Origin of the sequence: Streptomyces varsoviensis (genome assembly GCF_000718635.1) — a bacterium.
GTDB classification, from domain to species: Bacteria; Actinomycetota; Actinomycetes; order Streptomycetales; family Streptomycetaceae; genus Streptomyces; species Streptomyces varsoviensis.
In genome coordinates this window covers 37,537-61,387 of sequence record NZ_JOBF01000013.1, presented here as the reverse complement: position 1 = coordinate 61,387, position 23,851 = coordinate 37,537, and the positions used below count along the sequence as shown (strand labels likewise).

Below are 23,851 nucleotides of genomic sequence, written 5' to 3'. Positions count from 1 at the left end.
CGCCGCGCGGCGCCCAGGGTGCGAACTCCGTTAGATCCGCCCGTCCTCCAGCATTTCGGTCACCAGCGCCGCGATCGGCGAGCGCTCCGAACGGTTCAGCGTGATGTGCGCGAAGAGCGGGTGGCCCTTGAGCTTCTCGACGACCGCGACCACGCCGTCGTACCGGCCGACCCGCAGATTGTCGCGCTGCGCCACGTCATGGGTGAGCACGACGCGCGAGTTGGCGCCGATCCGCGACAACACCGTCAGCAGGACGTTCCGCTCCAGGGACTGCGCCTCGTCGACGATCACGAACGCGTCGTGCAGCGAGCGGCCCCTGATGTGGGTGAGCGGCAGCACCTCCAACATGCCGCGGCCCACCACCTCTTCGATCACCTCGGTGCTGGTGACCGCCGAGAGCGTGTCGAAGACGGCCTGCGCCCAGGGGCTCATCTTCTCCGACTCGCTGCCCGGCAGATAGCCCAGCTCCTGGCCGCCGACCGCGTACAGCGGGCGGAAGACCATCACCTTGCGGTGCTGCTGCCGCTCCAGCACGGCCTCCAGGCCGGCGCAGAGCGCCAGCGCCGACTTGCCCGTGCCCGCGCGGCCGCCCATGGAGACGATGCCGACGTCCGGGTCGAGCAGCAGATCGAGCGCCACGCGCTGCTCGGCGCTGCGGCCGTGGATGCCGAACGCCTCCCGGTCGCCCCGCACCAGCCGGACCGAACCGTCCGCCGCGACCCGGCCGAGCGCCTTGCCGCGCTCGGACTGGAGCACCAGACCCGTGTGCACGGGCAATTCGGCCGCCTCCGGCACGTCCACGCGCTCGGCGGCGAACAGCTCGTCGACCTGCTCGGCGCCGACGGCCAGCTCGGTCATCCCCGTCCAGCCGGAGTCGGTGATCGCCAGCTCGGCGCGGTACTCCTCGGCGAGCAGCCCGACGGACGACGCCTTGATGCGCAGCGGCAGGTCCTTGGAGACGACGGTGACGTCGTGCCCCTCGGCCTGGAGGTTGCGCGCGACCGCCAGGATGCGCGAGTCGTTGTCGCCGAGCCGGAAGCCCGCCGGAAGAACGCCCGGGTCGGAGTGGTTGAGCTCGACCCGGAGCGTCCCGCCCAACTCGCCGATCGGAATCGGCGCGTCGAGCCGCCCGAACTGCACCCGGTAGCCGTCCAGCAGGCGCAGTGCCTGCCGGGCGAAGTAGCCGAGCTCGGGGTGGTGCCGCTTGGCCTCCAGCTCGGTGACCACCACGACCGGCAGCACGACCTCGTGCTCGTCGAAGCGGGACATCGAGCCTGGGTCGGCCAGCAGGACGCTGGTGTCGAGGACATAGGTGCGCCGGTCGTGCTCACGGCGCTTCTTGCTGGTCACCACGGGTGGACGAACCCCCTCGGGAGAGGTCGGGGTGCGACGTCGTCGCGCGGGAATGGACCGGGTCCTGGCCCTACGAGGGCCGGACGCCGGCCCTCCGCGTCGTCCGTACGATCCGCACGGTCGTCCGTGTGCAAAGGGCCTCCCGGGCGGGCGGCCCCATGCCGCCCGCTGGCAGTTCGACGACCTTGGACAGGCCGTCGACCTGTCAGGGATATTCCCTCCAACGTGCGCGCCCATGCAACGGCATATGCGACGAGCAGGTGAACGATTCGATCATCGCGCTGGCCGCTTCGCGTGGAGCCCGTACGCCGTAGTCCGTACGGCGGTGGTCCGTACCGCCGGACGGGTCGGTCCGGCGTGTCGGCCGGCCGCGCCGAGGCGGCGCGCCGCGCGGCGGGGAGCGTCAGCCGCCGTAGCGGCGGTGGCGCGCGGCGTAGTCGCGCAGCGCGCGCAGGAAGTCGACCTTCCTGAAGGCGGGCCAGAAGACCTCGCAGAAGTAGTACTCGGAGTGGGCGCTCTGCCAGAGCATGAAGCCGGAGAGCCGCTGCTCGCCGCTGGTGCGGATCACCAGGTCCGGGTCGGGCTGGCCGCGCGTGTAGAGGTGCTTGGAGATGTGCTCGACATCGACGATCTCGGCGAGCTCCTCGAAGGAGCTGCCGCGCTCCGCCGCCTCCAGGATCAGCGAGCGGACGGCGTCCGCGATCTCCTGCCGCCCGCCGTAGCCGACGGCGACGTTGACGAGTATGCCCCGCTTGTCGTAGGTCGTCTGCTCGGCTTCCTTGAGCACGGTCTGGGTGCGGTCGGGCAGCAGGTCGAGGGTGCCCACGTGGTGCACGCGCCAGCGGCCGTCGGCGGCCAGCCCGCGCACGGTGTTCTCGATGATGCCCAGCAGGGGGCGCAGTTCGTTCTCGGGGCGGACGAGGTTGTCCGTGGAGAGCAGCCAGAGCGTGACGACCTCGACATCGGTCTCGGCGCACCAGCCGAGCAGTTCCTTGATCTTCTCGGCGCCCGCCTGGTGCCCCTGTTCGGCCGTGCGGCCGTCGGCCCGCGCCCAGCGGCGGTTGCCGTCGAGGATCACGCCGATGTGCTTGGGCACCTGTGCGTGGTCGAGGCGGTTCTCCACCCGGCGGGCGTAGAGCCCGTACACCAGGTCACGCAAGTTCACGTCTTTTAGCCCCTCCGTGCATGGCCATCGCCCCCAGGGGCGCAACCCTACTGCCCGCACACGGCCCTCTCCCAACCCGCCCTGTCACAACTCCGTGATAGGCAGAACAACATGAGCGACCCCTCGTACTACCGCGCCGCGGACGAACGCTACGACTCCATGGAGTACCGGCGTACGGGCCGCAGCGGCCTCAGACTCCCGGCGATCTCCCTCGGCCTATGGCACAACTTCGGCGACGACCGCGCCCTGGAGTCCCAGCGCGCGATCCTGCGCCGCGCCTTCGACCTGGGCGTGACCCACTTCGACCTGGCCAACAACTACGGGCCGCCCGCGGGCTCGGCCGAACTGAACTTCGGCAAGCTGTTCGCCCAGGACTTCCGCCCCTACCGCGACGAGCTGGTCCTGTCCACCAAGGCCGGCTACCGGATGCACCCCGGCCCGTACGGGGAATGGGGCTCCCGGAAATACCTGCTGTCCTCGCTCGACGCTTCGCTCCAGCGAATGGGCGTCGAGTACGTGGACATCTTCTACTCGCACCGCTTCGACCCCGACACTCCGCTGGAGGAGACGATGGGCGCGCTCGCGTCCGCCGTCCAGCAGGGCAAGGCGCTCTACGCGGGCGTCTCCTCGTACGACTCCGAGCAGACCCACGAGGCGGCGCGGCTGCTGCGCGAGAGGGGCGTACCGGCCCTGATCCACCAGCCCTCCTACTCCATGATCAACCGGTGGATCGAGGACGTGGCGCTCCTCGACACGCTGGAGGCGGAGGGCATGGGCTGCATCTCCTTCGCGCCGCTGTCGCAGGGCATGCTGACCGACAAGTACTTGGCGGGCATCCCGGCCGACTCGCGGGCCGCGCAGGGCAAGTCGCTGGATCCGGAGCTGTTCACCGAGGAGGTCGTACGGCGGCTGCGCGGGCTGAACGAGATCGCGGACCGGCGGGGCCAGTCGCTGGCGCAGCTCGCCCTGAACTGGGTGCTGCGGGACGAGCGGATGACATCGGCGCTGATCGGCGCGTCGAGCGTGCGCCAGTTGGAGGCGAACGTGGCGGCCCTGGGCGCCCCGAAGCTGACCCCGGACGAGCTGGCGGAGATCGACTCCTACGCGGTGAGCACGGAGGGCGTCAATATCTGGGCGGGGAGGTCGTAGAACGTCGCGGGGGGCGCATAAGTGACGCCCCCCGTATTAAGGGGCCTCTATCAAGGGGCCTCCCGCGCCGGTCTGCGAGGCCCCGCGGAGGCATGAAAAAGCGGGCCGGTCCGTGGGGGGGGGTTACGGACCGGCCCGAGGGGGGGTTTCCACCATAACCGCTCGGAGGGCGTGCTCTGTGCATCGGCGCGGGTGACGGCGCGTGTCGCGCTGACGGGCCGGGCCGCCGTAGATCTTCGCCGGGCGCTCCGCCGGGACGGGCCGACCCCCCGTCCGCCCCGCCACCAGAAGGCGTACGCCGTAGAACGGGCTCGCGCGGCGCTCCCCCTCAGCCGTCCCACCCGAGAGCGTCCCCCATCGTCACATCGGTCCGACATCACACGTGCGAAAGCTGGTGGCTCGTCTCCCTGACGCGGGACCACCTCTCCCAGGGCAGGAGATTCCAGGCAGGCCCGCGCGATGCACTTCCAGCGATCGCGTGTGAGCAGTGCGTAAGCGACTGTAGGGCACATACGCCCGTACGAACTACGTTATGCGGCAATTCGTTTACTACGTGCCGAATTTAGACTGAACCGGGACATCCGAGGCGTTCATCCGTTCGCCCCACGCGCCCCGTCGCTCATCAGGCCGACGCCCGTTCTCCCTCAAACCGACACCCGTCCTCCCTCAGGCCGCCGCCGCTCCGCCCAGCAGCAGCCCCAGCCACGCCCCGGCGATCATGTACGGGCCCAGCGCCATCGTCGTACCGCGCCGCCCCCGCCCGGAGATCATCAGCCACACCCCGTACACCGATCCCAGCAGCAGCCCCAGGAACGCGCCCGCGAACAGGACGCCCCAGCCGTACCAGCCCAGCGCGCACCCCAGGGCGACGGCCAACTTCACGTCCCCGAAGCCCATACCGCTCGGATTGATCAGGAAGAGCAGGAAATACCCGCCCGCCAGCGCCGCCCCGCCGAGCAGCGCCCCTGTCCACGACCCGGCGGCCCCGGGCAGCAGCGCGGCCAGGCCGAGCAGCGCCGCGACACCGGCGGCCAGCGGCAGCGTGAGCACGTCCGGCAGCCGCCGCACCGCGCGGTCGACCTCGGCCAGCGCCACCGCGACCGGGGCGGCGAGCAGCCACACCGCCAGCTCGGGCCGCGCCCCCGTCGACGCGGCCAGCGCCCCGCAGACCACGGCGGTGACCACCGGCCGGCCCCACGGCCGCGGGCTCGCCCCCGGCCCGTACGTCCGTGAGCCGGCCGGACAGCTCGGGCACACCGCGCGGCCCGCCCACCCCGCTATCGGGTGCCCGCGCGGACACGCCGAGCGCCACGGCCGGTCGGGCTCGACGGCCAGCCGGTACAGGGGGCGCGGCAGCAGCGCCCCCGCGGCGGCGCCGTACAGCAGGGCGAGGAACAGCGGCAACGCGTGCACGCTCCGAGCCTACGGACCCGGCGGGCCGCGTGAGCGTCTGATAGAACGAACGCCATGGCGCGCTGGCGGGACGGCAGAACCCAACTCCATCTTCCCGGCGTGGCGGTGCCGTTGGAGATCGCCGCCTCGTACCGCGCCCGCACCCGCGGGCTCCTCGGGCGCGACGGCATCGGGGGCGCGCTGCTCCTCACCCCCGCCACGAGCGTGCACACCTTCCGGATGCGGTTCCCCATCGACGTCGCCTACCTCGACCGGGACTTGACCGTCCTCGCCGTGCGCACCATGCGCCCCGGCCGCCTCGGCGCGCCCCGGCCCCGCGCCCGCCACGTCCTGGAGGCGGAGGCGGGGGCGATGGAGCGCTGGGGGCTGCGGGCGGGGGTGCGGGTGGCGATCGGCGTGTGAGGGTGCTGCCGGGTCCTTCAGTCCGGGCGGCCCGGGGAGCGGGGCCCCTTCGGAGGGCGGTTACGGGCTACTTCCGGGGCCTGCGGCGCAGCGCGAGCGTCCAGCCGCCGAGGCCGAGCAGCAGCGCGCAACCGGTCCCGACGCCCGCGTACCCGAGGGCCCGCATGCCTTCGTGGCCCCGGCCACTCGCACCGGCCGTCCGCCGGTCGGCATCGGCCCCCGCGGCGGTGCCGGCGCTCGCGCCGGGCGTCGGCCGCGGCCCGCGGTCCTTGGTGACGTCGATCCGGAGCGTGACCGGGACCGCGCCCGAACCCCCGTCCGCGACCTTCGCGTTGACGCTGACCTGAAGGTAGTACGAGCCGGCGAACCGCATCGCCTTGGTGGACTCGGCGAGCGTGGTGCCGGAGGCGTTGCCGGGCTCCGCGGGGGCGGTGTCGAGGGAGAGCGTGGCGGGCTTCCCCTGATAGCCGGTGGTCTTGTTGGCCACGTAGCCGCGCGCGGTGTTGCTCAGCCCCATCCGCACGCCGTTGATCACGTACGGCCTCGTGGGAGGTGCGGATGCCGTGGCTCCCGTGGCTGTCGTGGGTCCCGTGGATGCCGCGGCTCCCGTGTCTCCCCTGGGTGCTGTCGGCGCGGGCGGCGCGAACTCCGCGTCGGCGTATATCCGCTGGCCCCAGTCGACGGGCACCCGGTAGAAGCGCGTCTCGCCGGGCCGGACGAGGTCCGTCCACACTCCGGCCGGCGTGTCCGGAGCGTCGTTGAACCCGGTGCCTCCGACGATGCTCCGGGGGGCGCCGGAAGGCGTGCTCACGGACGGGCCGGCCGACGCGGAGCCCGGCGGGCGCGCGGTCTGCCGCTGCTTCGGCGGGGGGACGGAGACGTACTTCAGCTCGACGGGGACCGCCGCCGCGTCCCCGCCCGCCGACTCCCCGCGTTCGACGACGAAGTGGTACGTACCGGCCGCCTGGCAGGCCCCGCCCGGCTTGACCACTCGGTCCGCGTAGTCGCTGACGGGGTATGCCCCGCCCGTGGTCAGGAAGGAGCGGTGGTGGCTGATGCCGCACCGCATGCCGTCGGCGGTCCGGAGCGAGACGTCGATGCCGTCGCGCACCCCCATCGTGGCGCCGGGCCGGGGCACGGCGACGGCCGATACATAGGCGTTGGAGACGGCGTCCAGATCGACGCTGTAGTACTTCCTCTCGCCCGGCGCGATGGTGTCCTTGTACGTGTGCGCGCCGGGCCGCAGCCGCGGGCCGGCGGCGCCGGCGGACGAGCCGTGGACGGGAGCGGCGTTCCGGGCCATTCGGTACGGGGCCGGCGCCCCGCCGTGGGCATCGACGACACCGGCGTCGCCACCCGTCCCGACGGTGCTGTCGGCCTCGACGGTGCTGTCGGTCCCGGCGACGGTGTCGGCCCGGGCGACGGTGTCGGCGCGGGCGACGGTATCGGCGCGGGCGACGGTATCGGCGCGGGCGGGGCCGGCGGGCCCGGCGACGAGCCCGAGGCCCGTCACCACGCTCCCCACCGCCACCAACGCCCTCTTGCGGCCCCTCATTTCCCGCCTCCCTCACCCATACCCCCGGCAGCCCCATCCTGCCCGCCGACCGCGGTGCCGGACACCCCCGATCCGGCGGCGACCGGAGTTATCCACAGGGGGTCGCGGAGCTGGCGACGGTGCGCTGTGCTTGAGCAATGACGGCGGACAACGACACCTTGCACGACCTGGCGATGGCGCAGGGCGGCATCCTCTTCTCCTCGCAGGCCGCGGCCTTCGGCCTCACCTCCTCGCGCGCCGCGCGGCTGCTGCGCCGGGCGGGCTGGACCGCGATGTACCGAGGGGCGTGGGCGGCGCCCGGCAAGGACATCGATCTGCGGCTGCGGCTGCGGGCCATCCAGTTGCAGCGGCGGCGTCGGTCACGGTGTACGGCATGCGGGTGCACCGCCTCCCGCTGACCGAGGAGGAGATCACGGACGTCGACGGCATCCGGGTCACCACGGTCGTACGGACCACCTGCGACCTGCTCCGTACGCTCCCCTGCCGCGCGGCGGTCATCGCCGCCGACTCGGTGTTCGCCAGGGGGATGGCCGATCTCCGGCAGGTGTCCGAGGCCCTCGCCACGGGGCCGCGCCGCGCCCGCACCGGCACGGCCCGGCAGGCACTCGCCCTGGCCGATCCGTCGTCGGGCTCGCCGGCCGAGTCCTCGGCGCGTCTGGAGATGCACGACGCGGGCCTGCATCCCGAATCCCAGGCGGAAGTGGTCACGGCGCAGGGGCGCAGGCGGCGGGTGGACTTCCTCTTCCGCGAACAGGGCCTGGCGGTGGAGATCGAGGGATTCGCGTGGCACGGCTCCAGAGCGGCCCACCAGGAGGACACCATCCGCTTCAACGAACTCACGTCCTCCCCGCAGATCCGCCAGCTCCTCCGCTTCACCCGCGACGACGTGCTGTACCGCCCGCGCCTCTTCATCCGGACGGTTCAGGGCTCCCTCTCGCACTTGGACAGAAGCTGGCCGGGGTGACGGGAACCGCGGGGCACGCCGGTGAGGGGCGGAATGAACGGGGGCGGAGGCGCAGCAGGGGGCGCGGGCGGGGATAGCGGAGGGCGGGGCGGGATAGCAGAGGGCGGGCATCGAGTACATGAGCACGCGTACTCATGTGATGAGGGGTGGCGTCCGTGCTATCAGTTGTCGCGGAATGGCAAAGTTGAATGCCCGCCATACGGGCGAAGGGCGCTGCTGAGCAGCCGAGTTGACCGGAGCGGCAACGGTGCGGACGTCGCCGCCGGGGCGCCTGACGATGGCGGGCCGGGCATCGGCTGAAACGCGAGGGGGCGCTATGAGCGACAAACTGGGGATTCCTCCGCAGGACCTGCGGGCGAGCGCGGGGGCCTCCGGGCGCATAGCGAGAGACCTGGAACCGCGGGTGAAAAAGGCGGTGAACAAGAGCAAGGACGCGGCGAGCGCGCTCAAAGGCTGGTCGTTCGGCGCGGCGCTGGAGACGAGCGCCGAGGAATGGGAGACGGCCCTGGGCGCCATGCGCAAGCGCATAGCCAAGAGCGAGGAACTGCTCCGGGACATCGCCGACATGCACACATGGAACGACCACGACATCTACCGGACATTCTCGGGGGATCTGAAGCGATGAGCACTCTCTATCAGCTTCTGCTCAAGCTCGACGTATCCGACCTGGAGGCGGCCAAGTCGGCCTGGGAGTCCCTGGCGAGGAAGCTGGAAACCGCGCACAAAGATCACCGCAGGCACGTCACCGGCCCACTGGCCAATTGGCACGGAGACAGCGCCAAGGCGGGAAAACCGGTTCTGGACACCCTCCAGGGCCAATTGGAGGCGGCGCACGTGGACGCGCTGCTGATAGCCACAGTCCTGGACACCGCGGCCGTGAACATGAAGCAGGCGCAGACGGACCTGAAGAACGCCATCAAGAGCGCGGAACAGGACGACTACGTCATCGACGACACCACGGGCCAGGTCTCGCTGCCCCAATGGCTGATCGACGCGCACCACGACCCCGACCAGGCCACGGTGTTGCCCGACTACACCAAGGCCATGACCGGCCACCAGGACAAGATCAACCAAGCCATCAAGGACGCGAAGAAGGCCAGCGACGACGGCGAGAAGGCGATCGGCGACGTCCGGGCCCAGTTGCTGGACGAGGAGGACGCCCTCGGCCAGACCGCGGTGGAGGCCCGGGACGTGGCCAAGCACCTGGGGATCGGCCCGTACGGCATCCCGGACGGCAAGGACGTCAAGGAGAACGCCGAGTGGTGGAAACACCTCAGCCATGACGAGCAGCAGACGTACATCGCGATGTACCCGAAACAGATCGGCGCCCTGGACGGCCTGCCCGCGGTGGCCCGCGACGAGGCCAACCGCCTGCTCCTCGACCAGTACCTCAACCCGGCCCCGCCGGACCACACCATCAACGCCGACCAGTTCAACAAGCAACAGGACGGCCTCCGGGCCCTGAAGAAGAAACTCGACGCCGCCGACGGCGCGCCCAAAGGGCGGGAACTCTACCTGCTCAAACTCCGCCAGGAGGGCGACGGCAGAGCCATCGTCGCCATGGGCAACCCGGACACGGCGAAGAACACGGCCGTGCTGGTGCCGGGGGTCAATTCGGATTTGAGGGGGGCGGGGGGCGAGATAGACCGGATCAATGCCCTGCGTTCCTCAGCACGCAAGATCCATCCCAACGAATCCACCGCGGTGATCTCCTGGCTCGACTATGACCCGCCCAACGAGAACGTTTTCGACTCCGACTTCGATCTCGGCGTGGTCTCCACGGGCCGGGCCAAGGAGGGCGGGGAGGCGCTTCGGCACTTCACCGAGGGGACGCGAGCCGCGCAGGGGGGCCACCACAGCAACCTCACCGTCATAGGCCACAGTTACGGATCGACAACGGTGGGCGCGGGCGCGGCGGGCGGGCATGGCCTCGGCGCCGACAACATCATCGCGGTCGGCAGCCCCGGCATGACCGTGAAGCACGCCGGTGATCTGAACATCGATCCCAAGCACGTGTTTATCGGCGCGGCGAAAGACGATCCCATCATCAACAATTTCGCCGGCGCCTCGCTGGGCAGCGACACCCGGAACGACACGTTCGGCGCGCGGCACTTCAAAGTGGACACCAGCGGACACAGCGGCTATTGGGACTACATCAACGGCCAACCCAGCGAAAGCCTCACCAATCAGGGACGCATCATCACCGGCGAGCCCATCACCACCACCCCGGCCAGAAATCCGGATCGCTACTCCGGTAACATCCCGAACCCCTTCCCCAACGTTCCGCAGGGAATTAAATGAAGCCGCAGCAGCGCGCAGGCCGATGTGGCATGTTCAAAGTGTTCCGCGCGATTGCCGCAGCGGCTTTCACCGTTATCGCACTAGGGGGCTGCATGTCCGAAGCCGGTGAAAAGGGCAAGAACGACCCGCTGCCGCGCATGAGCAAGGAGCACGCTCAGGACTGGGCGCGCGATTTCACCAAGCGTCTCGCCAAAGTGATCGGGAAGCCCGTCAACTCGCGTCAGCCCGACGTCAGTTTCCTCGGGTGCACGGGAAAGAACGGCGAGGAGGCCACCGACGACAGGTACGTGATGATGTACAGCGCCTGGGTGACGATCCCCCCGGAGCAGCACAACGAGGCGGCGAAGAAGCTACGGAAGACGCTGGTGGACCAGGGCTACACCATCACCACCGAGCGAACGTACAAACCCCCCAAGCAGAGCATGATCCTGGAGGCTCGGCCGGCCAAGGAAGGGTTCTTCATCGGCATCGAATCCGCGAAGACGAACGGCGGCTATCAGGAGATAGCCATCGGCATCAATTCCCCCTGCATGATCCCGCCGGGCGCGACCCAGAGCCCCCAGTGACGGGGCGGGGTATCGCGGTCAGCTCTTCGAGCGGGGGAAGCTGACCTCTACGCGGCGGTTCTTCTTGCGGCCGTCTTCGGTGGAGTTGTCGGCGATGGGATATGCCTCGCCGTAGCCGCGGATCTGGTAGGAGAGGGAGGACGAGCCCAGGTATTCGGCGAGGCGGCGCTGTACCGCGTCGGCGCGCTGCTTGGACAGAACAAGACCGTGGGCGGCGGAGCCGAGGTTGTCGGTGAAGCCGAAGACGCGGAGGGTGGTGGCGTTCTGCTTCTTCACCTCGTCGGCGATGGTCCGGATGCGGGTGTTGGCCTCGCCGCTGAGCCGGGCGCTGTCCTTCGCGAAGAGGACTTCGGCCTGCAGGGCGAAGGTGACATCGACGTTGGTGTCCTCGCGGCGCTCGTCGCCGTTGTCGGTCTCGACCACGGACTTGATGTCGAGCACCCGCCCGGGAGCCAGCTTGGCGCCGGCGCGCATCTTGAGGTCCGGGTCGTTGGCATCGAGCTTCACCGGCGGCTTGGAGTCGGCCGGCACTCCGGGGCCGCTGTCGGCCTGTGCGACGGGCGGCGGCACGTACACGGCCAGGAAGGCGGCGGCGAGGACGGCGGCGGCGAGGAGCGCGCCGTGGCGGGAGTTCCGGGGCGTGGTCATGGGGACGGCTCACCCGGTGATTTTGATGTTGACGGTGGGCATGGAGGGGAGTTGGAAATCCACTTGCGTGACGCTTTGCGGGGGTGCCGGGAATTGGGCGAAGATGGGGCGGCTTTCGTTGGGCTTGATGCCGTAGAGCCCGGTCGAGCAGAGGCATTCCCCGTCCGTGTCGCGGAGGATGAGGTAGCGCTTCTTTCCGGCGGCGTCCACGAGCGAGGCGCCGGAGATCGATGACTGCGATCTCATCTCCGTTTCCTTGGAGCGCCACGCGTAGGCGTTGAACACCTTGCTCCCGCGGTTCGTCAGCGTGCCGTTGACCGTGATGAATCCGCCGTCCTCGCGAATGGCGGAGTTGAGGGTCACGACGATGCCGTCCGGCCCTTTCATCTCGCCGATGGCCGTGGTCGACTGAGCCGCCGGTTTCTTGCCCCCGTCGGCCCGTGGGCCGGTGGATTCCTTGGACGCGCCCTTGTCGGACTTCTGTCCGCCGCTGTCACCGCCACAGCCGGTCACAGCGATGGCCATCGTGGCCGTAAGCGCCACCGCGGCCGCACTCCTTAGGGCCTTCGTCGTGTGCCGATTGCTCATGAGTGGCGTTCCTTCGCTCGTCGGTCGACCGTCAGGTGGCGAGGCGGACGGTGAACAAGTCCTTGGCTCGGGGAAGGGGGACGGGCTGTTCCGGGTCGATGGACAACGGGCGGCCGTCGCAGACGAGCTGGATGAGGGGCTTCTTGTCGTCCTTGTCCCCTGCCTCGGGGCCACCGCCCGGGCCCTCCGACCCGCGGCCCGGCGCGTCCGAAGCGTCAGGTGCGTCAGGAGTGGGCCTGCCAGGAGTCTCGGGAGCGATGGCGCAGCGGGGCTCGACAACGGCCTTGGCCTTGGCGTGGGCCTTGCGGTTCTCCGTGCCGGGCACGACCGACCGGCCCACGGATTCCCGGGAGGTGACCTCGACCGTGAACGCCGTGGACGCGAAGTCCGGGAGCGGATCGCATGCATCGACCTCGGCGTCGTTCTTCGCAGCGAAGGCCCCCGCCGCGCCGCACGCGCCAGGCCCGTCGGCTCCCCTGCCGTTCAGCCAGGCGCCCCGGGCCCTCTCGTCGGCGATGTCCCTGAGGAAGCCGTCGAGGAGTTGGTCCCGGTAGTCCTGGGCGGCGGCGAGAGCGGAGGCGTCCGCCGCCGTCTGCGCCCCGTTCTTCCTGGCGCCCGCCTGGCCTACGGCGAAGAAGGCCAGGGCGATGAAGAGGAGGGCGGCCACGGCCGTGATGTAGAGGGGGATGGCCTGCCCGGCGTCACCCCTGGCCCAGCTCGCGGGGCGCGCCCCGGTCAGATGCCGGTGACCTGGGAGATCTTGTTCGAGATCGCACTCGCGATCATGCCGCCGAAATCCGTCGTCGTCAGGACCAGGATGATCGCCACCACCACCGCGATGATCCCCAGGTACTCGATCGACGTCTGGCCCCGGTCGCCGCGCCAGGCCGTGGGGCGCGGGCCCCGGTTCGCCCGTGCTCCCCGGCGGATCGTTCGGACTCCCCAGAAGCGCTTGCCCATCGTGTTCCCCTCCATGGCCGGGCCGCCTCGGCCGGTCCGGCGAGTCGGTCCGCGTGGTGTGCGCGGCGTGCGCGGCGTGTGTTCTCGTCGTACTCGTCCTGCTCGTCGTGGCGCTCGTGACACGAGCAAAGTACGCCGAAACACCAGGCGCGGAACAGTGCACCCGGCACCATTGCCTTCCCCGTTCGGGGAGTTGAAACACCACAGATCCCATGCGTTTCGTACGCATCTCGCGGCTCATCGGTCTCACCCCCGCTCAGCCACGCCCGTGGAGGGGTTCTCGGGCCATGACTGTCCCACATGAGGTTGCAGACGCGAAGGTGCTTGGCGTAAGTCGGCCGAAGTCGAACGGGTGCGGGGGCGGGGTGGGGGCGGGGACGGAACGAGGGGCTGGGCGAGGGGCGGCATGTGGGGTCCTCTCGGTGGGTGCCGGCGGTCAATCCCCCGTGAGGGAGCCGAAATCCATGCCCGAGCCCAGGAAGAAGCCCGCCACGAGCAGGATCATCGTGCCCGGGACCATGAAGGTCGTGATGACCATCGTGGCGCGCGGCACGGCCCGTGCCGCGCGCCTGCGGGCGAGCTGGGCGTCGGTGCGGCGCATGTCGGCGGAGATGCCGATGAGCGTCTCCACGATCGGTGAACCCAGTTCCTCGCCCTGCTGCAAGGCGGTGACGAACTGGGCCACTTGTTCGGAGTCATTGCGTTTGCGTAGCTCCTCGAACGCCTCGCGGCGGCTCACTCCGAGATCCATCTGGCGCAGGGTGATGCGCAATTCGTCGGCCCAGGGGCCCTCGTATTTCTCGGAGACCCGGTCGAGAGCTTGGCGGAAACCGAGCCCCGCGCTCACCACCACCGCCAGTACGTCGAGGAAGTCGGGCAGCGTCCGTTCGATCGCGTCCCGCCGCTCGCGCACCGCCGCCCAGATGCCGACCTCGATCCAGAAGAGGCCGAAGGCGATCAGCAGCAGGGCCAGCAGGAGCTGGCCCCGTACGAGCATGACCAGCGCGCCGCCGAAGCCGAGCGCGCCGTAGACGGCGCGCCGGGCCGCGTACCGGTCGACGGTCAGGCCGCCGGGGTTGCCCGCCCGGTCGATGCGCCGCCGGACCCGGTCGATGCGCTTGGCCCCCATGAGCCGCAGCACGAGCGGCGCGTACCGCATGCCGAGGCGGTCCACGGCGGAGCCGACCGCCGTCGTACGGGTCGCGCCGACCTCCAGCGCGAGGGCGAGGTCGGCGGGGAGCTTCGCCTCGCTGCGGCACAGCGCGATGCCGTAGCAGATGCCCGCGACGGAGGCGCCGATGACCAGGGCCAGCAGGAGTTCCATGGGGGCGGCGCCTCCTCGGGGTCAGACGTCGATCTTCGACATGCGGCGGATGAGGAAGAAGCCGAGCCCGTACAGCCCGAAGGCGGCCACGACGGCCGCCTTGCCCAGGAACGACGCGGTCATCCGGTCGATCGAGCCGGGCGCGATCCGGTCCATCAGCAGCAGCGTGCAAATGCCCATCAGCGGCACGACGTACGCCGTCACGGTCACCTGCGAGAGCTGGGTGCGGACCTCGCGCCGGGTCTCCTTGCGCTCCTCCAGCGTCTGCGTGAGGTTGCGCAGCGAGCTGACGACGGCGCCGCCCGCGCGGTTGGCGAGGACGAGCGTGGTGACGAGGACGACCAGTTCGCGGGAGGGCAGGCGTTCGGCGAGTTCGCCCAGCGCGTCGTCGATGGAGTGCCCGATCGCGAGCTTGTCGGAGACCTGGGCCAGCTCCTCGGCGGCCGGGGCCTCCATCTCGTCGGCGGCCATGCCGAGCGCCGTGCGCAGCGCGAGTCCGGCCTGGGTGGCGTTGGCGAGGATGCGGGCGAGTTCGGGGAGCTGGCCGATGAACTTCTCGATCCGCTTGCGCCGCTGCCAGCCGAGGAACGCGAAGGCCGACCAGACGGCGACGGCCGCCGCCAGCGGCCCGAAGAACGGCGCGAGCGCCCCGGCGGCCACCAGCCACAGCCCGACGGCCGCCGCCCCCGTATAGACGGTGAACTCGCCGGGTGTCACGTCCAGTCCGGTCGAGGCGAGGCGGCGGGCCAGCCGGCGGCCCGCGCGCGTGGCCCGCAGCCGCCGGTCGAACGCCGCGAAGCGCCGTACGCGGCCGGCGGGCGGCGGCGCCGGGGTCTCGGTGAGCCGGTCGACGAGCGCGCGGCGCTGGGCCTTGCCGGCCGCGTACGCCTGGACGCCCGCGACGGCCAGCGCGCAGCAGACCAGGGTGGCGCCGATCGTCAGCCGTGCGAGGCCGCCGAGATCGCTCATGGCCGGCTCCCGTGGTCCGCCGCTCGGGCGGCGGACCGCCGCGCCTGCCGGGTGTGCAGCTCGGCGGGGAACGCGGCGACGCCGAAGCCGGGCGGCACGGGCTCGTCGGCCAGCCGCAGCCGCTGGGCCACCCGCTCGGGGAGCGGGTAGTGGCCGAATCGGCCGCGTACGGTCCGGTCCGCGCCCAGCGGCTCGGCGTCGAAGCGGCAGACGGTGGCGATGCGGTACTCCTCGTGCCCGTGCGAGTCGAGGATGGCGATCTCGCTGACCCGCCGCGAGCCGTCGGCGGCGCGGGCGAGCTGGACGACGCAGTCGACGGCGCTGTTGATCTGGTCCTGAAGCGCCTCGTACGGGATCTTGACCTCGGACATCGACGCCAGGGTCTGGAGCCGCATCAGCGCGTCCTCGGCGCTGTTGGCGTGCACGGTGGCGAGGGACCCGTCGTGGCCGGTGGACATGGCCTGGAGCATGTCAAGGGTCTCGCCGCCACGGACCTCGCCGACGATGATGCGGTCGGGGCGCATGCGCAGGGAGTTCCGTACGAGGTCGCGGATGGTGATGCGGCCGTTGCCCTCGACGTTGGGCGGGCGCGCTTCGAGGCGGATGACGTGCGCCTGCTGGAGCTGGAGTTCGGCGGCGTCCTCGACGGTGATGATGCGCTCGCCCTCGGGGATGAGCCCGGAGAGCGCGTTGAGCAGGGTGGTCTTGCCGGAGCCCGTCGGCCCGGAGACGACCACGTTGAACTTGGCCCGTACGAGCGCGGCGAGCAGCGCCACCATGGCCGGGTCCAGCGTGCCCATGCCGATCAGCTCGTTCAGGGTGTACGCGCGCGGGAAGCGCCGGATGGTGAGGGTGGCGCCGTTGAGGGCGAGCGGCGGGATGATGACGTTGACGCGCTCGCCGGACGGCAGCCGGGCGTCGACCATCGGATTGGACTCGTCCACGCGGCGGTTGACGGTGGAGACGATGCGCTCGATGGTCTGCATGAGCTGTTCGTGCGAGGCGAACCGCACGGGGACCGGCTCGACCCGCCCCGACCGTTCCACGTAGATCTGGTCGGGCCCGTTGACCATGATCTCCGTAATGGAGGGGTCTTCGAGGAGCGGTTCGAGGACACCGAGGCCAAGCGCCTCATCGACGACGCGCCGGATCAGCCGGTCGCGTTCGGCCGTGGACAGCACCGGGCCCTCGCGGCTGATGATGTGGCCGAGCACGCGCTCCAGGCGGCCGCGCCGCTCGGCCGCCGCCAGCGACGACATCTCGGCGAGGTCGATCTCCTCAAGGAGTTTGGCGCGGTAGACGGGGACGAGGTGGCTCGACTCCCGGCCGTCCGCGGGGCTTTCGGGGGCGGCGATCCGCGCCCGTAGGCTCATGGGGTGCTCCTGGGGTCCGCGGGGCATGGCATGGTGGCGGTGCGGGTGGCCGAACCGACGTCGAAGGGGAGGACGGCGGGGATCTCGACGGTGGCGCTGCCGGTCGTCTGCCCGCCGCCGTCGCACGGCGCCGCGCCGACGTCCGTACGGCCCGCGAGCCAGCCGCTCACGGCGGCCTTGCCCGCGCCCTCCGGCGACATCGCGGCATCGTCGAGCGTGGCCGTACGGGCGGCGGCCCGCGCCGCGCTCCCGGCCTGCTGGGCGGCGAACGCGGCCAGGCCCAGTTGGATCGCGGCCAGCCCGATGACGAGCAGGAGCGGCAGGAACCCGAGGAATTCGAGGGCGGCGGAGCCGCGGTCGCCACGGACCCCGCCGCGCCGGCGGTACGGGGCCGTGCCCCCCTTGCCCCCCTTGCCCCCCTTGCCCCTCTTGCTGCCCTCATCCCTCCCCATACCGCGGCTCCTCCCTCGGCGCGGCCGCCGAGCCCCGCACCGGCCAGGGCCAGTCGAGGACGCCCGGGAAGAGGGCGGGGACCTTGAGGTCCACGGAGGCGCGCGCCATGCCGCCGGACGGGCCGCAGTCGACGTTCGCGGCGGACCAGGCGCCGGGCAGGTCCTGGCGGGCGGCGCCCGCGCAGGCCGCCGCGCCGCCCGTGGCACCGGCCCGCGCGCCCTTGTCCGCCGCGTTTCCGGCCAGCGAGTACGTATAGCCGACCAGGACGCACTGCCAGACGACGACGAGGACCACCAGGATGAGCGGCAGCACGCCGACGAACTCCACGGCGACCTGCCCCCGGTCGCCGCCGAGGCGCTTGCGGAACCTTCCGGTGGTACTGGGGGGCACCGGGGCGAGCTGGTCGGCGCCCGTCCCCTCGCCGCCGCTGCCGGCCCCTATGGCCCGCCGGCGCCGCAGCCCGGCCGTCACGGACGGGCGGTCGGCGTGGCTGCCGCCGCGCGCGCCGCGCCCGCCGCCGCCCGGCGACTCGATCAGCCCCAGCTCGCCCGCCAGCGTCCACAGCGCCTGTTTGACGGCCGACTTGGCGTCCAGGTCCTGCATCCGGCCGGAGTCGACGGCGGGCTGGAGCTCCTTGTAGCCCGCGGGGATCGGGGTGCGGGCGGTGCGGGTGCCGGTGGTGCGGGCGACCAGCGGCGGCTGGATCTCGGCGCCGCGGGTGTGGCGGTTGACGACGGTCGTGGTGTCCTCGGCCTTGCGGATCTGGAGCCGGTCCCAGAGCCGGACCATGCGCTTGGCGGCGCGTACGGAGATCACGTCCGGTGTGGTGACGAGGAGCGCGAGGTCGGCGGTTTCGACGACGGCGGCGCCCGCGGCGGTGATCTGGGTGCCGCAGTCGACGACGACGAGGTCGTAGCGGGCGCGCAGGGCGGCGATGATCTGCCGGGAGGCGAGGTCGCCGATCTCCTCGCCGCGCTCCCCCTCCGCCGGCGCGAGCAGCAGGGCGAGCCCGGTGGGGTGCGGGAAGACGGCGTCCTGGAGGACGCGCGGCGAGATGTCGCTGATGCCGGCGAGGTCGGCGATGGAGCGGCGGAACTGGACGTCCAGGTAGGAGGCGATGTCGCCGGACTGGAGGTCCATGTCGACGAGGGCCACGCCGCGGCCCCCCGCGTGCGCGGCGAGGGCGAGCTGTACGGCCGTGACGGTGGTGCCGACGCCGCCCTTCGCGCCGATCACCGCGACGAGCCGCCCCCCGGGCCCGGCGGGCGCGGCCTCGGGGCCGCCGCCGAGGTGGCGGCGGACGCCCGCGGCCCAGTGGGCGGCGGCCTGGACGCGGGCGCCGAGTTCGTCGTACGCGAGGGGGAGCGCGGCGATGCCGCGCGCGCCGGCGTCCATGGCGGCGGAGTAGAGGGCGGGCCCGGCGTCGGCGGTGACGAGGACGACGCCGACGGCGGGAAAGCGCAACGCGACCTCCCGGATGGTCTCCAGGGCGGGGGCGGGCCCGAGCCGTTCGTGGACGAGGACGACTTCGGGCAGTTCCTCGACGGCGACGGCGGCGAGCGCCGCGAGGGCGTCGAGGAGCCGGGCGGCGTCGGCGGCGGGCGCCATGGGTTCGACGCCGGGGAGCCCGCCGAGGGTCCCGCTGATGGCGCGGGCGATGTCCGGGTCGCCGACGGCCGCGAGGATTCTGATCGTCACCGTGTCCCCTGCCTCTACTTGTCGCCGTCGAGGGTGTAGGTGCGGTCGGCCGGGCTGATCGTGTCGTCGCCGCCGGGGGCGACGAGGGCGAGGCGGACGTGGGAGGCGAAGGACTCCGCGTACGCGACGCGCTGGGCGTCCTTGGTGTCCAGGGCGAAGGTGATGGGGACGGCCTCCCCGGCGCGCCGGGTGGTGGGGTTCGAGCCGCGGTCGGCGTTGGGGTCGAGCGCGGTGAGCTTGCCGACGGCGAGGACCTGGGCGCCGCTCACGATGACCTTGGATTCGGGTTTGGTGCCCTGTTCCTTGCCGTCGAAGGTCGCGTAGATGTTGACCTTGTCGGCGGGGTTGATCTTCCCGGCCACGCCGGTCGCCGCGTCGATCATGATGGCGATCTCCTGCTGGCCGGGCCGGAGCGCGGGCCGCGAGACGATCATGTCCTCCTGGAGCAGCGACCCCTTGCGCAGCGGGGTCACGGTGATCTTGCCGTGCAGCTCGGCCAGGTCGGTGACGGCGGTGGCCGGCAGCCACCGCTCGGGCATCGAGATCCGCTCGAACTGGGCGGCGTCCAGCGCCTTGTAGGCGGGCACGTCCGCTTTGAGGCGGTACGCCGTGGTCTCCGGCCCCACCTTCGACTCCACGTCGTGCAGAACGGAGAACACCCCGACGAACGCGCCGACGGCACACAGGACCGACAGGAGCAAGAGGATGACTCCGCGGCGCTGGCGTGAATTCATGGGACGGGCAACCTCGTTCGGGGACGTCGGCCGGCGAAGCGCTGCCGGCTCACGGGCCGGCTCGCGGTCGGCGGCCTACCGGCTGGTCAGGGCGGCTCGTACGGGCGGGGCGAGGGCGGCGGCCCGCGGGCCGGGCGGCTCGGCGCGCGGCACGGCGGCGGAGCAGAACGCGCAGCGGTCACCGATCAGTTCGAGGCCGCACCAGCGGCACTCCTCTCTGCGCACGGACGCCACCAATTGGTAGAGCACGGTGGCGTCGGGGATGGCGGCCGCGAACTCCACGGCCCTGCGGGTGCCCCACCAGCGCGCCGACTCGGCGGGCAGCGCGGTCTCCTGGACGCCCTGTACGCGCCAGGCGGGTGCGAGGACGTCCGTGACCCAGTCCTCGTGGCCCGCCCTGCGCGGCTTGCCGCGGGCGACGGCGAGGGTGGTGGCGAAGCCGGGCGCGGCGGGCGGCTCCGCGCCGCCGACCGGTACGAGCCGCGGCGCGGGCCCGGCGAGCACCGCGAACCGGGTGCCCGGCAGCCAGGACTTGACGTGCGAGCCGAGCCCGACGTCGACCCGGTCGAGTCCGGCGACGCTGTCGAGTTGCGCGCCCGCGTGGATGTAGTGGGCGAGGAGCCGGGCGGCGCAGGCGAGGACGCCGGGGCTCAGGTCGGACACCGACAACTGGCGTAACTGGCGGGCGAGCACGGCGACGGCGAGCGGCGGCAGCGCGATGGGCAGGAGCGCCATCCGGTCGCTTTCGAGCACGGAGCGGACGGTGTGCAGGCGGCGCGCGTACGCTCCGGGGAGCGCGTCCGGGTAGAGCGCGACGACGTAGCCGCAGCGGTCGAGGAGGGCGGCGCTCTGCCCGATCGCGTCGTCGAGGGGCTGCGCGTCCGGGGGCCGGAGCACCGCGGCGGCCGGGGTCTGGCCGTCGGGGGGCACGAGCACCAGGTCGGGGCTGGTGACTGCAATCGCGGTGGGCACGTCGGCTTCCCCGTTCACTCCGGCCGCCGGCGCCCCGGTGACCGCAGATCGACTCTCCTCGCTACTGCCCTTGGCTGGTGCATCAGCACTTTATCCACGAATGCGGCGCGAGAGAACAGCCCGCCGGAGTTCTCGCAAACCCTTGACTGGCCCAGTGGTCTGGACCATCTTTACGGCCAAGCGGTGGCCACCGTCCCTTCAGCTCCTCCTTCAACACCCTTCCCACCGGAGGCAGTCGTGGACCGTTCACGCCGCACCCAAGACCCCCGATCCAGACGCAGAACGGGACGTAATCTCCTCAGCCACCCGCGCCCCCTGCGCGCCTTCACCGCGCTGGCCGCCGCCGCGCTCGCCGCGACCGGTCTCACCGTCATCGGCGACGGCGGCACCGAAGCGGCCGCCGCGAGCCCCGCCGCGGCCTCCCACACCTCCGCCGCCGCCCGCACCGCCGCCGCCAACCTCGCAAAGAACCCCGGCTTCGAGTCCGGTCTGGACAACTGGACCTGCTCGGGCGGGAGCGGCGCGGCCGTCGGCTCCCCCGTGCACGGCGGCAGCGGCGCCCTCAAGGCCACCCCCGAAGGGGCCGACAACGCCAAGTGCTCGCAGACCGTGAGCGTGCAGCCGAACTCGTCGTACACGCTGAGCGCGTGGGTGCAGGGCTCGTACATCTACCTCGGCGCGAGCGGCACCGGTACCACGGACGTCTCGACGTGGACCTCCTCCGCCTCCTCCTGGCAGCAACTCAGCACCGGCTTCAAGACCGGCCCGTCCACCAGGACGGTGACCATCTACACCCACGGCTGGTACGGGCAGCCCGCCTACTTCGCCGACGACTTCACCCTGGACGGGCCGGGCGGCGGCGATCCGGGCGAGCCGGTGCCGGGTGCGCCCGGCGGCCTCGCGACGGGTACGGTCACCGCGTCCTCCGTGGCCCTGTCCTGGAACCCGGTGACCGGCGCGAGCGGCTACAACGTCTACCAGGACGGCGCCCGGGTCCAGTCGGTGAGCGGCGCCTCGGCCGTGGTGACGGGGCTGACGCCGTCGACCTCGTACCAGTTCCAGGTGACGGCGACCAACAGCGCCGGTGAGTCGCCGAAGTCCGCGGCCGTCTCGGCCACCACCAAGGAGGGCGGGCCCGGGCCGTCCGTGCCGAAGCACGCCGTGACGGGCTACTGGCAGAACTTCAACAACGGCGCCACCGTCCAGAAGATCAGCGACGTGCAGAACCAGTACGACATCATCGCCGTCGCGTTCGCCGACGCCACGGGCACGCCGGGCGCGGTCGAGTTCCGCCTCGACCCGGCGCTGAACTACAGCGAGGCCCAGTTCAAGGCCGACATCGCCGCCAAGCAGGCGGCCGGCAAGTCCGTCATCCTCTCCGTCGGCGGCGAGAAGGGCACGGTCTCCGTCAACGACGCGAACTCGGCGAACAACTTCGCGAACAGCGTGTACGCGGCGATGCAGAAGTACGGCTTCAACGGCGTCGACATCGACCTGGAGAACGGGCTCAACGCCACGTACATGACGCAGGCGCTGCGCTCCCTGTCGGCGAAGGCCGGGCCGCGACTGGTCATCACCATGGCCCCGCAGACCATCGACATGCAGTCAACGGGGGGCAGTTATTTCAAGACAGCCTTGAACATCAAGGACATCCTCACCGTCGTCAACATGCAGTACTACAACAGCGGCGCGATGAACGGCTGCGACGGCAAGGTCTACGGGCAGGGGACCGTGGACTTCCTGACCGCCCTGGCCTGCATCCAGCTCGAAGGCGGCCTCGCCCCCTCCCAGGTGGGCCTGGGTCTGCCGGCCTCCCCGAGGGGCGCGGGCAGCGGCTATGTCTCGCCCTCGATCGTCAACAACGCCCTCGACTGCCTGGCCAAGGGCACGGGCTGCGGCTCCTTCAAGCCCGCGAAGACCTACCCGGGCATCCGGGGCGCGATGACCTGGTCGACCAACTGGGACGCGAGCAACGGCAACGCGTGGTCCAACGCGGTCGGCCCGCACGTGCACGGGCTGCCGTAGCCACGGCCGTATCCGCCCTCCCTACCCCAACGGCCCCTCCGTTGTACAGGTCTTGACAACCGTATTGGTCTGGACCACCTTGTACGGCAAGCCCAGGGGCCCCTGAGCGCGCACCATCACCACACCCCCCAACTCCCCCCACGGAGGCAGTCGTGGTTCGCGCACGATCGACCATGTTCACCAGCAGAATCCTCACGGGTCTGGCGGCGGCAGTGGTGGCCGCCGCCGGATTCGCCGGCGCGGGGACCGCCCACGCCGCGCAGCCCCCCACCGGCCCGGCGGCCCCGCCGTCCGCCGCCCCCGCAGCCTCGCCCAGGAACGTGCCCAAACACGCCGTCACCGGCTACTGGCAGAACTTCGACAACGGCGCGAAGGTCCAGAAGCTCGGCGATGTCCATGAGAACTACGACATCATCGCCGTCGCCTTCGCCGACGCCACCGCGAAGCCGGGCGCCGTCGACTTCCACCTCGACCCCGCGCTGAACTACTCCGAGGACCAGTTCAAGGCCGACATCAAGGCGAAGCAGGCCGCGGGCAAGTCCGTGGTCATCTCCATCGGCGGCGAGAAGGGCACCGTCTCCGTCAACGACGCGGCCTCCGCGGCGAACTTCGCGGACAGCGTGCACGCGCTGATGGAGAAGTACGGCTTCGACGGCGTCGACATCGACCTGGAGAACGGGCTCGACGCCACGTACATGAGCCAGGCCCTCAAGTCGCTCGCGGCCAAGTCCGGCGGCCACCCGGTCATCACCATGGCGCCGCAGACGGTGGACATGCAGTCGCCGTCGAACGGGTACTTCAAGACGGCGCTGGCCATCAAGGACATCCTGACCGTCGTCAATATGCAGTACTACAACAGCGGTTCGATGAACGGCTGCGACGGCAAGGTGTACGCCGCGGGCTCGGTGGACTTCCTCACCTCGCTCGCCTGCGTCCAGCTCGAAGGCGGCCTCGACGCCTCCCAGGTGGGCATCGGCGTCCCCTCCTCCGCCAAGGCCGCGGGCTCCGGCTATGTGGCGCCGAGCGTGGTCAACGCCGCGCTGGACTGCCTGACCAAGGGCACGGGCTGCGGCTCGTTCAAGCCGTCGAAGACGTACCCGGGGCTGCGCGGCGCGATGGCGTGGTCGACCAACTGGGACGCGGCGGCCGGTGACGCGTTCGCGGACCAGGTCGGCGGGCACGTGCACGACCTGCCATAACCGCCATCAGACCGGGCGCCCCCGGACCGTACCCACGCAC

At 71.4% G+C, this 23,851-nt stretch carries 24 protein-coding genes; 9 read left to right on the top strand and 15 right to left on the bottom strand.

What is annotated here, in order from left to right:
• Positions 1-30: 30 nt before the first annotated feature.
• Entirely contained in the window at positions 31-1,353 is a 1,323-nt protein-coding gene (gene phoH2, locus IF55_RS18880) for an RNA 5'-3' helicase PhoH2 (RefSeq protein WP_030877955.1), read from the bottom strand.
• Positions 1,354-1,756: 403 nt separating this feature from the next.
• Positions 1,757-2,518, bottom strand: a complete 762-nt coding sequence (locus IF55_RS18875; RefSeq protein ID WP_030877953.1) for an isoprenyl transferase — start codon at positions 2,516-2,518, stop codon at positions 1,757-1,759.
• Between the two features lie 111 nt (positions 2,519-2,629).
• Between IF55_RS18875 and mgrA the strand changes: the two genes are divergently transcribed.
• Entirely contained in the window at positions 2,630-3,667 is a 1,038-nt protein-coding gene (mgrA, locus tag IF55_RS18870) for an L-glyceraldehyde 3-phosphate reductase (protein WP_030877950.1), read from the top strand.
• A 666-nt stretch (positions 3,668-4,333) separates the two neighbouring features.
• On the opposite strand, the gene IF55_RS18865 is transcribed toward mgrA, so the two are convergent.
• Entirely contained in the window at positions 4,334-5,080 is a 747-nt protein-coding gene (locus tag IF55_RS18865) for a prepilin peptidase (protein WP_030877946.1), read from the bottom strand.
• A gap of 54 nt (positions 5,081-5,134) precedes the next feature.
• Here IF55_RS18865 and IF55_RS18860 point away from each other — a divergent pair, with 54 nt between their 5' ends.
• Positions 5,135-5,482, top strand: a complete 348-nt coding sequence (locus tag IF55_RS18860) for a DUF192 domain-containing protein (RefSeq protein ID WP_030877942.1) — start codon at positions 5,135-5,137, stop codon at positions 5,480-5,482.
• Between the two features lie 67 nt (positions 5,483-5,549).
• On the opposite strand, the gene IF55_RS18855 is transcribed toward IF55_RS18860, so the two are convergent.
• On the bottom strand, positions 5,550-7,037 hold the full coding sequence (locus IF55_RS18855; RefSeq protein ID WP_157854291.1) for a hypothetical protein: 1,488 nt from the start codon (positions 7,035-7,037) through the stop codon (positions 5,550-5,552).
• Positions 7,038-7,174: 137 nt separating this feature from the next.
• Between IF55_RS18855 and IF55_RS18850 the strand changes: the two genes are divergently transcribed.
• The 5 genes from IF55_RS18850 (at position 7,175) to IF55_RS18830 (ending at position 10,868) form a co-directional block, all read left to right on the top strand.
• Positions 7,175-7,435, top strand: coding sequence for a hypothetical protein (locus tag IF55_RS18850; protein ID WP_048832171.1), 261 nt, complete (start codon positions 7,175-7,177; stop codon positions 7,433-7,435).
• Positions 7,411-8,001 (top strand): PDDEXK family nuclease, encoded by a 591-nt coding sequence (locus IF55_RS18845; RefSeq protein WP_048832170.1) that lies wholly within the window; start codon positions 7,411-7,413, stop codon positions 7,999-8,001. The genes IF55_RS18850 and IF55_RS18845 overlap by 25 nt, the downstream gene beginning before the upstream one ends.
• A 316-nt stretch (positions 8,002-8,317) precedes the next feature.
• A complete protein-coding gene (locus IF55_RS18840; RefSeq protein WP_157854290.1) occupies positions 8,318-8,626 on the top strand; it encodes a hypothetical protein in 309 nt (102 codons plus the stop codon).
• Positions 8,623-10,302 (top strand): alpha/beta hydrolase, encoded by a 1,680-nt coding sequence (locus IF55_RS18835; protein ID WP_048832168.1) that lies wholly within the window; start codon positions 8,623-8,625, stop codon positions 10,300-10,302. The genes IF55_RS18840 and IF55_RS18835 overlap by 4 nt, the downstream gene beginning before the upstream one ends.
• The gene (locus IF55_RS18830; protein WP_157854289.1) at positions 10,299-10,868 is read left to right on the top strand and encodes a hypothetical protein; all 570 of its coding nucleotides are present in this window, start codon (positions 10,299-10,301) and stop codon (positions 10,866-10,868) included. The genes IF55_RS18835 and IF55_RS18830 overlap by 4 nt, the downstream gene beginning before the upstream one ends.
• A gap of 18 nt (positions 10,869-10,886) precedes the next feature.
• Here the strand turns inward: IF55_RS18830 and IF55_RS18825 are convergent, their stop codons facing one another.
• The 11 genes from IF55_RS18825 to IF55_RS18775 all read right to left on the bottom strand — a co-directional run bounded on the left by IF55_RS18825 (position 10,887) and on the right by IF55_RS18775 (position 20,587).
• Positions 10,887-11,516 (bottom strand): OmpA family protein, encoded by a 630-nt coding sequence (locus IF55_RS18825; protein ID WP_030877926.1) that lies wholly within the window; start codon positions 11,514-11,516, stop codon positions 10,887-10,889.
• Positions 11,517-11,525: 9 nt separating this feature from the next.
• On the bottom strand, positions 11,526-12,104 hold the full coding sequence (locus IF55_RS18820) for a hypothetical protein (protein WP_030877923.1): 579 nt from the start codon (positions 12,102-12,104) through the stop codon (positions 11,526-11,528).
• Positions 12,105-12,135: 31 nt separating this feature from the next.
• Positions 12,136-12,792, bottom strand: a complete 657-nt coding sequence (locus IF55_RS18815) for a pilus assembly protein TadG-related protein (RefSeq protein WP_063764012.1) — start codon at positions 12,790-12,792, stop codon at positions 12,136-12,138.
• Between the two features lie 47 nt (positions 12,793-12,839).
• Positions 12,840-13,064, bottom strand: a complete 225-nt coding sequence (locus IF55_RS18810; protein WP_030877921.1) for a Flp family type IVb pilin — start codon at positions 13,062-13,064, stop codon at positions 12,840-12,842.
• A 436-nt stretch (positions 13,065-13,500) separates the two neighbouring features.
• Positions 13,501-14,388, bottom strand: a complete 888-nt coding sequence (locus IF55_RS18805; protein ID WP_030877918.1) for a DUF5936 domain-containing protein — start codon at positions 14,386-14,388, stop codon at positions 13,501-13,503.
• 21 nt (positions 14,389-14,409) lie between these two features.
• Positions 14,410-15,357 (bottom strand): type II secretion system F family protein, encoded by a 948-nt coding sequence (locus IF55_RS18800; protein ID WP_030877913.1) that lies wholly within the window; start codon positions 15,355-15,357, stop codon positions 14,410-14,412.
• The gene (locus tag IF55_RS18795) at positions 15,354-16,730 is read right to left on the bottom strand and encodes a TadA family conjugal transfer-associated ATPase (RefSeq protein ID WP_030877911.1); all 1,377 of its coding nucleotides are present in this window, start codon (positions 16,728-16,730) and stop codon (positions 15,354-15,356) included. The genes IF55_RS18800 and IF55_RS18795 overlap by 4 nt, the downstream gene beginning before the upstream one ends.
• A complete protein-coding gene (locus IF55_RS18790) occupies positions 16,727-17,182 on the bottom strand; it encodes a TadE/TadG family type IV pilus assembly protein (protein WP_037963392.1) in 456 nt (151 codons plus the stop codon). Before IF55_RS18790 ends, IF55_RS18795 begins: the two co-directional genes overlap by 4 nt.
• A complete protein-coding gene (locus IF55_RS18785) occupies positions 17,169-18,881 on the bottom strand; it encodes a CpaE/TadZ family protein (RefSeq protein WP_030877904.1) in 1,713 nt (570 codons plus the stop codon). Before IF55_RS18785 ends, IF55_RS18790 begins: the two co-directional genes overlap by 14 nt.
• A gap of 14 nt (positions 18,882-18,895) precedes the next feature.
• Positions 18,896-19,615 carry a Flp pilus assembly protein CpaB gene (gene cpaB / locus IF55_RS18780; RefSeq protein ID WP_030877901.1) on the bottom strand — a complete coding sequence of 240 codons (720 nt, stop codon included), beginning with the start codon at positions 19,613-19,615 and terminating at the stop codon, positions 18,896-18,898.
• 75 nt (positions 19,616-19,690) lie between these two features.
• Positions 19,691-20,587 carry a hypothetical protein gene (locus tag IF55_RS18775; RefSeq protein WP_037963541.1) on the bottom strand — a complete coding sequence of 299 codons (897 nt, stop codon included), beginning with the start codon at positions 20,585-20,587 and terminating at the stop codon, positions 19,691-19,693.
• 237 nt (positions 20,588-20,824) lie between these two features.
• Between IF55_RS18775 and IF55_RS18770 the strand changes: the two genes are divergently transcribed.
• Together IF55_RS18770 and IF55_RS18765 are read left to right on the top strand one after the other, a co-directional pair.
• A complete protein-coding gene (locus IF55_RS18770; protein ID WP_030877897.1) occupies positions 20,825-22,612 on the top strand; it encodes a chitinase in 1,788 nt (595 codons plus the stop codon).
• Positions 22,613-22,785: 173 nt separating this feature from the next.
• Entirely contained in the window at positions 22,786-23,811 is a 1,026-nt protein-coding gene (locus IF55_RS18765) for a chitinase (protein ID WP_030877896.1), read from the top strand.
• Positions 23,812-23,851: the final 40 nt, after the last annotated feature.